Source organism: Tuberibacillus calidus DSM 17572 (assembly GCF_000430685.1).
GTDB lineage: Bacteria > Bacillota > Bacilli > Bacillales > Sporolactobacillaceae > Tuberibacillus > Tuberibacillus calidus.
The window spans coordinates 86,812-97,916 of record NZ_KE387193.1 but is presented as its reverse complement, the minus strand read 5'-3'; the positions used below and the strand labels follow the sequence as shown (position 1 = coordinate 97,916).

Here is an 11,105-nt window from a genome sequence, read left to right as displayed (position 1 = left end):
CGCAAAGCCTGAAAATGGGTGCTTTGCGGGTGCGCGTCGTTGGGGGCCCCATAAAGATCCGGAATGGCTTTTCCGCCCTTTGCTTCGCAAAGGCGGCATGCGCCGCTTCCGCCGGATGACCGGTCGCTTTCGGACAAGCAAGCTTGTCCTGCGCTTCCGGGTCATCCGGCTTGCGGAAAAGCCATTCCTTTGTATAGTAAGTCTGGCGGAAAAGCTTTTTTGATCTTGCATGGGGGAGTACTCTGTGATATCCTAATATTTGTGGTTTTGTATCGAATACGGTGTTCCGCTGTAACGGCTTGTGAACGTTATATGAGCATTGGTTGGAAGGAGGGGCAATGAGATGCAAGAGTTGCTCAACGAGATTACGAAAGATCAGTTGAAAACGGATTTGCCCGATTTTCGTCCTGGTGACACGGTGCGCGTACATGTTAAAGTTGTCGAGGGCTCACGTGAACGCATTCAGGTTTTTGAAGGTGTCGTGATTAAGCGCCGCGGCGGCGGGATCAGCGAAACGTTTACGGTTCGCAAAGTGTCCTATGGTGTCGGCGTCGAAAGAACATTCCCTGTTCATACGCCGAAAATCGAAAAAATTGAAGTGATCCGCCGCGGTAAGGTTCGTCGCGCGAAATTGTATTACTTACGCAACCTGCGCGGTAAAGCGGCTCGTATTAAAAGCCGATAATCGAAGAAAGGGAAAGGAGCTTGCTTGCCAAGCTCCTTTTTTCCTATGGAAAGGTCAACATGTCCGATGAGAAAGGGGCCGGTGAATGACGAACGGAAAAAATGGCTCTTGGGGATTGCTGAAACCGATTGCTGTTGCTATAATGCTTGCGGCATTGTTGCGCTATTTTTTCTTTGCCCATATCGTTGTGGAAGGCCACTCCATGATGCCTTCTTTTAAGGACCGCGATCATGTCATCATATGTAAAATCTGTTATAAAGTCGCAAAACCTAAACGGTTCGATATTGTCGTTTTTCATGCCACACAGAAATCAGATTACATAAAAAGAATTATCGGACTACCCGGTGAGACGATCGAATATAAAAATGACGTTCTTTATGTCAATGGCAAGAAGATAAAAGAGCCGTATTTGGATCAATATAAAAAAGAAACGACTGGTCTTTTAACTTATAACTTTAAAACAAAAGTACCGAAGGGAATGGTGTTTGTTCTCGGGGATAATCGACGCAACAGCCGGGATAGCCGGTATTTCGGACCGATTCCCATGGATGAAATTATCGGCAAAGGATGGCTTCTTTTCTGGCCGTTAAAAGATTTTAAAGTGATTCATTAAGCATTGTTTTTTGCATTCTACAAATAACTGACGTTAGGAATGAGGGTGAGGCATGACCATTCAATGGTATCCCGGCCATATGGCGAAGGCCAAACGCCAAATGATCGAAAAAATTAAGTTGATTGATGTTGTTGTGGAGTTGGTGGATGCGCGGATCCCGCAATCGAGTCGCAATCCATTAGTTGATGAAATCGCGGGATCAAAGCCGCGCTTAATGATTTTAAATAAAAGCGACCTCGCAGACCCTGATAAAACTGCGGTGTGGATCGATTATTTTCGTGAAAAAGGTTATGAGGCGTTAGCAGTGAATGCCCAAACCGGTGAAGGCACAAAAGCGATCCCCCAAGCCGTGCGGCGATTGACCGCAGAACGGCGGGCGCGCTCCGAACGCAAAGGCATGAACCCACGCGCTGACCGTGCGTTGATTTTGGGCATCCCTAATGTCGGCAAATCCACTTTGATTAATCGACTCGCCGGCAAAAAGATTGCTAAAATCGGTGACCGCCCCGGCATTACGACAGCGCAACAATGGGTGAAGATCGGCAAAACGATGGAATTATTAGATACGCCCGGTATTTTATGGCCGAAATTTGATGATGAGGCCATTGGGTTGCGTCTTGCTGCGACGGGAGCGATTAAAGACGAAATTCTTGATTCGCAGGAAATCGCTGTTTTTATCCTCCGTTTTTTATTGGAAAATGACCCGGTTGCTTTGAAGGAGCGGTATCAATTGTCGGCTCTGCCGGAAGATGACATCGTCTTTTTATTTGATGAAATCGGAAAGCGGCGCGGGTGCATGATAAGCGGCGGTGACATCGACTATGACAAAACAGCTGAAATCATTATCCGCGATTTTCGCACACAAAAATTAGGACGGCAAACTTTAGAGTTACCAAACCGCGTATGAATGCCAAAAAGCTAAAACGCGGTTTTTTTCTGTCGATAATATTGTTAAAGGCGTGTTAGTGGATGCACAAAAAGACGATTAAAGAAATTGCCGATCGCTTGGCGAAGACAACGAGCTTGTCACAAGAAGAAATTGAACAGCTTCGCCGTGACGAACGCATCGGTGTCCAAAAACTATTGGAACGTTATTTGCGAAAGCAAGAAAAAGATAAAATATTACAAGAGCAATATGAACGCATGCTCGTTTTTGAAAAGAAGTGTTTGGAAAAAGGTTGGAAGCTTGTTGCCGGCATTGATGAGGCTGGCCGCGGTCCGTTAGCCGGCCCGGTTGTTGCAGCGGCTGTCATATTAAATCCTGATGCTCCTATTTATGGGCTAAATGACTCGAAACAACTCACGGCAAGACAAAGAAAAGGGCTGGCGCAAGAAATTGAGGCGAAAGCCGTTGCCATTGGGATCGCCGTTATTTCTGCAAAAGAGATTGATGATTTAAACATCTACCAAGCAAGCCGTCGAGCGATGGAACAAGCCGTCGCCAAACTTCCAGTTACCCCCGACGCGCTTCTCATTGATGCCATGAAGATCGAAACGGACATCCCTCAACTTTCGATTGTAAAAGGGGATGGGCGAAGCGTCTCGATCGCTTCCGCCTCCATCATGGCTAAAGTGACCCGCGATCAAATGATGGAAGACTTAGGAAGGCGTTATCCCGAATATGGCTTTGACCGCCATATGGGTTATGGAACGAAGGAACATTTAGAAGCGATACAAAAATATGGGCCGTGCCCTGAACATCGTTTAAGCTTTTCGCCATTTAAGACGGGATGAGGGAAATAGAATGAATGTATTGCCATCGGTAGGGCGTGCGGAGCCGATTCATCATCGAAATCCGCGCCTTCAGGACGGAGAAGTTTTAAGAGGAAAGGTGATCCAGCTTTTAGGAGCGGAAGAAGCGGTTGTGGAAATCAACGGCCGCATGATTAAGGCGGCAGTCGAAGTACCTGTCAAACCTGGTTCAGGTTATCTTTTTCAATTTTTTCGTGAACCCGAAGGCTTTCGATTAAAGATTATTAAGGAATTGGGCCAAGAGAATCAGGGACGCAAGGAGACGGCTGAGGCGCTTGTCCGCTATTTTGGTCTTCCGTCAGATGCTCGCTCTACGGCATTAGTCCGATTATTCTATTTATATAATGTCCCGATGAACAGGACTGTTTTAAAACAAGCTCTGAAATGGCTCGGGGAAACCGACAGTGATAGCGGCTTTCAAGCTTTAAAAGTGATTTTAGCGAAAAAGTGGCCGCTTTCCGAGTCTTTATTTAAAGCACTATCTGCTTCCGCAGCGCAAGCGCCTGCCGGTTCCATGAAAGCCTTGCTACAAGTATTAAAACAATACGATGCAAGGCATCCATCGCAAAAAGCAATTTTGGACTTTTTGGAAAACTGGCCGGGTACAAATATAGCCGTTCGTATCGATGAACTCCTTGAGCATATAAGGGCAATGGGTCGTGATGAAACGCAGATGGCTACGCTTCGGGATTGGTTTGTGGCTCGCTATCCCGAATATAAAGAACAAATTCTCAGCCATTGGCCGGAGGCAAAAACATTTTTACCGAAAATGAAAACAGAGCAAGATCTTCGCACCCTCACCCTATTATTAGGGCTTTCCATTCGCGAAGACGAATGGCTGCCGATGTTTATCAATGACTTTTTCCCTTATCGCAAACCGTTCAGTGGGGAATGGTTAAAACATCTTCTGTTTCGCATGGGTTATTTTTATGAGGCAGAGCTTTTGAAATCGGTGAAAAATGAAAACCTTAACGCCCTTCAATGGCAAAATAGTTTAAAAGGTTTACTTTTATCTTTAACCCAAAAGAATGACGGTCATGACCTAATCGGGCAGCTGTTAAGCCAAATTACTGGCGAACAATTACAGTCTGTACAAGTGGATCGCTCTTTTGTTCAATTATGGCTCGCTTTTCCGCTTTATTTCGGTTCGGATTTGCGCGATGTGCATTTATTTTGGGAAGCAAGACGCAACCCGGATGGGAGCGTCGAGCCCGATTATTGTCGGATTGCTCTAAAGCTTGAATTGTCCCAATTGGGTGAGACAGTTGTCAGTATTCTCGTGCAAAAGCGGCGCGTGTCGGTAACGGTTTATAATGAACAATCGATGGTTGATGCGCTCATCGAACAAAAGGTCAGCCCAATGAAGACCCGCCTGAAAGAGTTGGGCTATGAGCTCGTATCGGTAAAACATGTGACAAGCGGACTGAGTGAAGCTAAAGCGATTTTTACCCCACATGCCGGAAACATGGATGTGAGAATATGAAAGAAGTGAACGATCAACCGAAACAGGCCGTGGCATTAAGGTATCGCCCTGACAGAGATGATGCCCCATATGTAAGTGCCAAAGGAGTTAGGGAAACTGCTCGCAAAATGATTGAAACGGCCAAACTTTATGGCATTCCCATACAGGAAGATGAAACGTTAGCCAGTTTACTTATGACATTAGATATCGGTGAAGCGATTCCACCAGAGCTGTATGAAGTCGTCGCGGAAGTCTTTCGGTTCATCTACAGCCTGGATCAAAGCCTTCCCAGAGCTCACCCCGCCAATGATGGTCGAAAGATGGCACACCAATAATCGCTATAAGTAGACAAACAGCGGTTGTGTTATATAAAATGATGAAGTAATGGCTTTAACTAGTTGATAGGAGGTTGCAACAGTCATGAATATTCATGAGTACCAAGGCAAGGACCTCTTAAGGCAGTATGGTGTGGCCGTTCCAAACGGAAAAGTGGCCTTCACGGTTGAAGAAGCCGTCAAAGCTGCAGAGTCCTTGAATACAGAAGTTAAAGTAGTCAAAGCGCAAATTCATGCCGGCGGCCGCGGCAAGGCGGGCGGTGTCAAAATTGCCAAAACCCTTGATGAAGTGCGTACATATGCCGAAGAACTTCTCGGCAAAACACTCGTCACGCATCAAACCGGTCCAGAAGGTAAAGAAGTCAAACGCCTTTTAATTGAAGAAGGCAGCGACATTAAAAAAGAATATTATGTCGGATTAGTTCTTGATCGCTCCAAATCCCGCATCGTTTTGATGGGGTCGGAAGAAGGCGGCATGGAAATTGAAGAAGTAGCTGCCAAAACACCGGAGAAAATTTTCCGCGAAACGATCGACCCGGCCATCGGCCTCCAACCGTTCCAAGCCCGTCGACTCGCCTTTAACATGAATATCCCGAAAGAATTGGTCAATAAAGCCGTCAACTTCATGTTGGGTCTCTATAAGGTTTTCGTTGAAAAGGATTGCTCGGTTGCTGAAATCAACCCGCTTGTCACAACAGGTGATGGACAAGTCCTGGCGCTTGATGCCAAACTCAATTTCGATGACAATGCGCTTTACCGTCATCCGGAAATTCTTGAATTACGCGACCTCAGCGAAGAGGACGAAAAAGAAATTGAAGCTTCGAAATATGATCTGAACTATACCGCACTCGACGGAAACATCGGGATGATGGTTAACGGTGCGGGTCTTGCCATGGCCACCATGGACATCATTAAGTATTATGGCGGGGAGCCCGCGAACTTCCTTGACGTAGGTGGCGGCGCATCTGCGGAAAAAGTTGCGGCTGCGTTTAAAATCATTCTGTCCGACCCGAACGTCAAAGGGATTTTCATTAATATTTTCGGCGGGATTATGAAGTGCGACGACATTGCCAAAGGCGTTATTGAGGCATCGAAACAAGTGGGCTTATCCATACCGCTTGTCGTTCGTCTTGAAGGCACCAATGTTGAACTCGGTAAGAAGTTATTGAATGAATCCGGATTGGATATTACCGCTGCTGAATCGATGGCGGACGGTGCTCAAAAAATTGTCTCTCTTGTTAAATAATTGAAGAGAACGACTTTCCACGATTAAACTGCAGAAAGGTGGCAACGGAAAATGAGTATCTTCATAAATAAAGATACAAAGGTCATTGTTCAAGGGATTACCGGTAAACAAGGCCTTTTCCATACCCAGCAAATGCTGGAATATGGCACGAAAATTGTCGGCGGGACTTCGCCCGGAAAAGGCGGTACGGAAGTTGCCGGCGTGCCTGTCTTTAACACGGTTAAAGAAGCCGTTGAAAAAACAGGGGCAAACACATCGGTCATTTACGTTCCGCCGGCATTTGCGGCAGATTCCATCATTGAAGCCGTAGATGCGGAGCTTGACCTTGTTATTTGTATTACAGAAGGCATCCCTGTCCTTGACATGGTCAAAGTAAAACGCTATATGGAAGGCAAGAAAACCCGCCTGATCGGGCCAAACTGCCCAGGTGTCATCACGCCTGAGGAATGCAAAGTCGGCATTATGCCAGGCTATATTCATAAAAAGGGTCATGTCGGCATCGTTAGCCGTTCTGGCACTTTGACCTATGAAGCCGTTCATCAGCTCACACAAGCAGGTATCGGTCAATCAACCGCCGTCGGCATTGGCGGGGATCCCGTTAACGGCACCAACTTCATCGATGTTTTAAAGGCTTTTAAAGATGATGATGAAACCTATGCGGTTATCATGATCGGTGAAATCGGCGGCAATGCGGAAGAAGAAGCCGCGAAGTGGATTTCCGAAAACTTAGACAAACCGGTTGTCGGCTTTATTGGCGGACAAACCGCACCGCCCGGAAAACGGATGGGGCATGCCGGTGCGATTGTTTCCGGCGGCCAAGGTACGGCAAAAGCGAAGATCGAAACACTGAATAGCTATGGCATTAAAGTAGCCGAAACACCAGCTGTCATCGGCGAAACCTTGATTTCCGTATTGAAGGAAAAAGGTTTATACGAAAAATGCCTGATTAAATAAATGTTTTAAAAGCTGATTCCTTTTTAGGAATCGGCTTTTTTTCACGCTTGCCCCAATGGCAAGCTTTCTTCATCGATGATCATGGGAAAATTTCTCATTATTTGCAGGATTTTAGGAATCGATGTCGAATGGTTTAAAAAAACGTGTCAAAAGAAATGAGGTTGTCTTGTTGAATTTTCGCGAAAGACTCATTCACATTCACCATTGCCGTGGGGCAGGATGGCAAACGATCCGAAAGCTATTGTCAATGGATCCCGAGCTCCGCATGCTTTATGACCTCACTGTTCAAGACTTCCACACCGATTTACACCTACCTTTAGGTCGGGCAGAACGTCTCTTCCACGATCTTCATCACCTTGACATGACCGCTCTTTTGACCCAATACCGGAATAGCGCTATACATATTATCACGGTCTTTGATGACGAATACCCCGAATTACTAAAGGCGATTTATGATCCTCCATGGGTGCTTTATACTTTGGGGAGGATGGATTTGCTTAAGGCTCAACCTACTTTAGCCGTCGTCGGGACGAGACGCCCATCAGCGATGGCGTATCAAAACATGCGCGAACTGCTTTCGCCCCTTATACAACGCGGGTGGGTCATTGTCAGTGGAATGGCGCTTGGCATCGATGGTTTTGCCCATGAGCTGAGTTTAAATGGAAAAACCATTGCTGTTCTTGGCTCTGGACTTTATCACCCGTATCCTGCTAGTCACCGACGCCTATTTGAAAAACTAACCGCAAAGCAACTCGTCATTAGTGAATACCCGCCTCATACCCCTCCACACCAATGGCAATTTCCCGTTCGCAATCGCATTATCAGCGGTCTTTCCCGCGGCGTCCTTGTTGTCGAAGCCAAAGAAAAAAGCGGCTCCCTTATTACCGCTGACCAAGCCATGGAACAAGGCAGAGACATTTTTGCTGTTCCAGGCCCTGCGTTCGACCCGCATTACAAGGGGACGCATGGTCTCATCCAGCAAGGGGCCAAACTTGTGATGAGTGCTGAAGACATCCTTGATGAATTCGGAGAGTTTTGAAAATCTAGGTTTAATGGTGACTTTTTTGTAAAAAAATATTCACTGAAAAGTTAACTTTTGCTTTTTTACGTTTGACAAAAAGAAATTCAGTCATTAAGATAAGTGAAGATTTGATACTTTTTTAGAGAGAGGGGGAGAACGCAGTTTATGGCAGATTATCTTGTCATTGTGGAGTCTCCTGCAAAGGCAAAAACCATTAAGCGGTATTTAGGAAATAAATACGAAGTGAAAGCATCCATGGGCCATGTTCGCGATCTCCCGAAGAGCAAAATGGCTGTGGACGTCGAAAATGACTATCAACCGACTTATATTACCATCCGCGGCAAAGGCCCGGTGATAAAAGATCTTAAGGCAGCCGCCAAAAAGGTGAAAAAAGTCTATTTGGCTGCCGACCCTGATCGCGAAGGGGAAGCGATCGCTTGGCATCTTGCCCATATCCTTGAAATCGATGAACACTCGGATTGCCGTGTCGTCTTCAATGAAATTACTAAACCGGCGATCCAAGAAGCCTTTAAACATCCTCGCCCGATTAACGACAATTTAGTGGATGCCCAACAAGCGCGACGTGTGCTCGATCGGTTGGTCGGTTACAATATCAGCCCATTGCTTTGGAAAAAGGTGAAAAAAGGCTTGAGTGCCGGCCGTGTTCAATCCGTCGCGTTAAAACTGATCATTGACAGAGAAAAAGAGATTAAAAATTTTGTGCCTGAGGAATACTGGACGATTGACGGTCGTTTTTCGATAAACGGTGAAACGTTTACCGGACAATTTTACGGCATGAATAATGAAAAAACGGAATTAAAATCCCAGGATGACGTGAACCGGGTCTTAGAGGCGCTTTCGGGAGAAACCTTTAAAGTCGCATCCGTCAACAAGAAGGAACGCTACCGGAATCCGGTTCCGCCGTTTATTACATCGACGCTTCAACAAGAAGCGGCGAGAAAGCTTAATTTTCGAGCGAGAAAAACGATGATGGTGGCCCAACAGCTCTATGAAGGGGTCGATATCGGTCAACGCGGAGCGACGGGTTTAATTACGTATATGCGAACCGACTCCACCCGCATTTCAGAGGTGGCACGCGCTGAAAGCGCCGAGTACATCCAAGAAAAATTCGGTGAGGCTTATGTCAATCGCTCCGTAAACAAAAAGAAAAAAGCGGAGAACGCCCAAGATGCCCATGAAGCGATTCGCCCGACCTCTGTGCGAAATACGCCAGAAGATTTAAAACCCTATTTATCACCGGATCAATACCGCTTGTATAAATTGATTTGGGAGCGCTTTTTGGCGAGCCAAATGGCGCCGGCCGTCCTTGATACGGTCAGGGTTGATCTGCAAAACGGTCCCGTTCTATTTCGCGCCACGGGTTCAAAAATCAAATTTCCGGGGTTTATGAAGGTTTATATTGAAGGAACGGACGATAACCGGGAAGAAGAAGAAACCTTCCTTCCTGATTTGGAAGAAGGAAGCACCGTCAAAAGTGAAAAAATTGAACCGAAGCAGCATTTTACTCAGCCGCCCCCGCGGTATACCGAAGCGCGGCTTGTAAAAACCATGGAAGAGCTCGGTATCGGCCGGCCGTCAACGTATGCTCCGACCATAGATACGATTCAACGGCGTCATTATGTCGTTTTAGAAGACAAAAAATTCGTTCCAACAGAACTCGGGGAAGTCGTGTTGGAACTCATCTTAGAGTTTTTTCCAAAGATCATTGATGTCCATTTTACCGCCAAAATGGAAGCGGAATTGGACGCCATTGAAGAAGGAAAAGTGGAATGGATTACCATCATTGACCGATTCTATAAAGAATTTGAAAAGCGTTTAAAAATTGCCGAGCAGGAAATGAAAAAGGTGGAAATTAAAGATGAGCCGGCGGGGGAAAAGTGTGAGCGATGCGGGCACGAGATGGTCTATAAAATGGGCCGTTACGGAAAATTTCTCGCCTGTTCCAACTTTCCGGAATGCCGAAACACGAAACCGATTTTAAAGACGATTGGCGTGACCTGCCCAGCGTGTCATAAAGGCGAAATCGTCGAAAGGCGCAGCAAAAAGCGAAGAATTTTTTACGGCTGTAACCGCTATCCTGAATGCGACTATGTATCGTGGGATAAACCGCTGGCAAGACAGTGTCCGAAATGCGGCCATCACCTCATTGAAAAAAAGGGGAAAAAAGGTGTGGCTGTTCAGTGCCCAGCTTGTGATTACACAGAGGCCTGATTCAAGCATTCACAAATCAAATAAAAATTTTTACAAAATCTTCATTCCATCCGGATGGTTTGGTAAAATAAGAGAGGCTCAGATTCAAATACAATTCAAAATTTTGTCAAAAGCGTGTAAAATCCTTGCATAGACTCCTAATATTATGATAATATTTAGGAGTCTTTTTAGTGTCACCGCGCAAGCCGCACGTTTTTGGGCCTTACATAAATACTTTCAGATGAAGGGAGGACAATCTTTGAAGGAATCCATGACCTTTCATGCCACCACCATATTTGCGATTGAGCATAATGGGCAATTTGCCATGGCTGGAGACGGTCAAGTTACATTAGGGGAAAAGGTGGTCATGAAACATTCCGCCCGTAAAGTCCGTCGTTTATATGGCGGGAAAGTAGTCGCCGGTTTTGCCGGTTCCGTTGCCGATGCGTTTACGCTTTATGAAAAATTCGAAGCGAATCTTGAGAAGTACGGTGGGAATTTGCGCCGGTCCGCTGTTGAACTGGCCAAAGAATGGCGCGGTGATAAGATACTGAGGCAGCTGGAAGCGATGCTGATCGTCATGAGCAGGGATGGCATGTTACTCATCTCTGGAACCGGTGAAGTCATCGAACCGGATGATGGGATTTTGGCCATTGGCTCTGGCGGCCATTACGCGCTAGCTGCTGGGAGAGCCTTAAAACGCTTCAGCAGTGATTTATCAGCCGGTGAAATCGCCCGCCATGCGCTTGAAATAGCCGGTGAAATCTGCGTTTTTACAAACAACAATATCGTTGTGGAAGAGCTCTAAATCCTTAAGGAGGCGCTT

The 11,105-nt window shown here is 46.2% G+C and carries 12 protein-coding genes; all 12 read left to right on the top strand.

Annotated features, from left to right (window positions below; all coding sequences use genetic code 11):
• Positions 1–223 (top strand): hypothetical protein (locus H532_RS20735; RefSeq protein WP_038112631.1); only part of this gene is annotated, 223 nt, incomplete at its 5' end.
• A gap of 120 nt (positions 224–343) precedes the next feature.
• Positions 344–685, top strand: a complete 342-nt coding sequence (rplS, locus tag H532_RS0114615; protein WP_027726071.1) for a 50S ribosomal protein L19 — start codon at positions 344–346, stop codon at positions 683–685.
• 85 nt (positions 686–770) lie between these two features.
• On the top strand, positions 771–1,298 hold the full coding sequence (lepB, locus tag H532_RS0114610; protein WP_027726070.1) for a signal peptidase I: 528 nt from the start codon (positions 771–773) through the stop codon (positions 1,296–1,298).
• Positions 1,299–1,350: 52 nt separating this feature from the next.
• A complete protein-coding gene (ylqF, locus tag H532_RS0114605; protein WP_027726069.1) occupies positions 1,351–2,205 on the top strand; it encodes a ribosome biogenesis GTPase YlqF in 855 nt (284 codons plus the stop codon).
• 62 nt (positions 2,206–2,267) lie between these two features.
• Positions 2,268–3,032 carry a ribonuclease HII gene (locus tag H532_RS0114600; protein ID WP_027726068.1) on the top strand — a complete coding sequence of 255 codons (765 nt, stop codon included), beginning with the start codon at positions 2,268–2,270 and terminating at the stop codon, positions 3,030–3,032.
• Between the two features lie 10 nt (positions 3,033–3,042).
• Entirely contained in the window at positions 3,043–4,533 is a 1,491-nt protein-coding gene (locus tag H532_RS0114595) for a flagellar hook-length control protein FliK (protein ID WP_027726067.1), read from the top strand.
• Positions 4,530–4,847: an EscU/YscU/HrcU family type III secretion system export apparatus switch protein gene (locus H532_RS19090; RefSeq protein ID WP_051263364.1), complete on the top strand. Its 318-nt coding sequence runs from the start codon at positions 4,530–4,532 to the stop codon at positions 4,845–4,847. Before H532_RS0114595 ends, H532_RS19090 begins: the two co-directional genes overlap by 4 nt.
• 85 nt (positions 4,848–4,932) lie before the next feature.
• Positions 4,933–6,093, top strand: a complete 1,161-nt coding sequence (gene sucC, locus H532_RS0114585; RefSeq protein ID WP_027726066.1) for an ADP-forming succinate--CoA ligase subunit beta — start codon at positions 4,933–4,935, stop codon at positions 6,091–6,093.
• Between the two features lie 51 nt (positions 6,094–6,144).
• Complete coding sequence (gene sucD, locus H532_RS0114580; protein WP_027726065.1) at positions 6,145–7,047, top strand: succinate--CoA ligase subunit alpha; 903 nt, start codon at positions 6,145–6,147, stop codon at positions 7,045–7,047.
• 169 nt (positions 7,048–7,216) lie between these two features.
• Complete coding sequence (gene dprA / locus H532_RS0114575) at positions 7,217–8,086, top strand: DNA-processing protein DprA (RefSeq protein WP_245566482.1); 870 nt, start codon at positions 7,217–7,219, stop codon at positions 8,084–8,086.
• A 147-nt stretch (positions 8,087–8,233) separates the two neighbouring features.
• Entirely contained in the window at positions 8,234–10,300 is a 2,067-nt protein-coding gene (topA, locus tag H532_RS0114570; protein ID WP_027726063.1) for a type I DNA topoisomerase, read from the top strand.
• 250 nt (positions 10,301–10,550) lie between these two features.
• Positions 10,551–11,087 carry an ATP-dependent protease subunit HslV gene (gene hslV / locus H532_RS0114565; protein ID WP_027726062.1) on the top strand — a complete coding sequence of 179 codons (537 nt, stop codon included), beginning with the start codon at positions 10,551–10,553 and terminating at the stop codon, positions 11,085–11,087.
• Positions 11,088–11,105: the final 18 nt, after the last annotated feature.

What these genes read in the sequence shown, in the direction of transcription:
- rplS (WP_027726071.1), top strand. Translation starts at nt 344, where the DNA reads ATGCAAGAGTTGCTCAACGAGATTACGAAAGATCAGTTGAAAACGGAT.
- lepB (WP_027726070.1), top strand. Translation starts at nt 771, where the DNA reads ATGACGAACGGAAAAAATGGCTCTTGGGGATTGCTGAAACCGATTGCT.
- ylqF (WP_027726069.1), top strand. Translation starts at nt 1,351, where the DNA reads ATGACCATTCAATGGTATCCCGGCCATATGGCGAAGGCCAAACGCCAA.
- H532_RS0114600 (WP_027726068.1), top strand. Translation starts at nt 2,268, where the DNA reads ATGCACAAAAAGACGATTAAAGAAATTGCCGATCGCTTGGCGAAGACA.
- H532_RS0114595 (WP_027726067.1), top strand. Translation starts at nt 3,043, where the DNA reads ATGAATGTATTGCCATCGGTAGGGCGTGCGGAGCCGATTCATCATCGA.
- H532_RS19090 (WP_051263364.1), top strand. Translation starts at nt 4,530, where the DNA reads ATGAAAGAAGTGAACGATCAACCGAAACAGGCCGTGGCATTAAGGTAT.
- sucC (WP_027726066.1), top strand. Translation starts at nt 4,933, where the DNA reads ATGAATATTCATGAGTACCAAGGCAAGGACCTCTTAAGGCAGTATGGT.
- sucD (WP_027726065.1), top strand. Translation starts at nt 6,145, where the DNA reads ATGAGTATCTTCATAAATAAAGATACAAAGGTCATTGTTCAAGGGATT.
- topA (WP_027726063.1), top strand. Translation starts at nt 8,234, where the DNA reads ATGGCAGATTATCTTGTCATTGTGGAGTCTCCTGCAAAGGCAAAAACC.
- hslV (WP_027726062.1), top strand. Translation starts at nt 10,551, where the DNA reads ATGACCTTTCATGCCACCACCATATTTGCGATTGAGCATAATGGGCAA.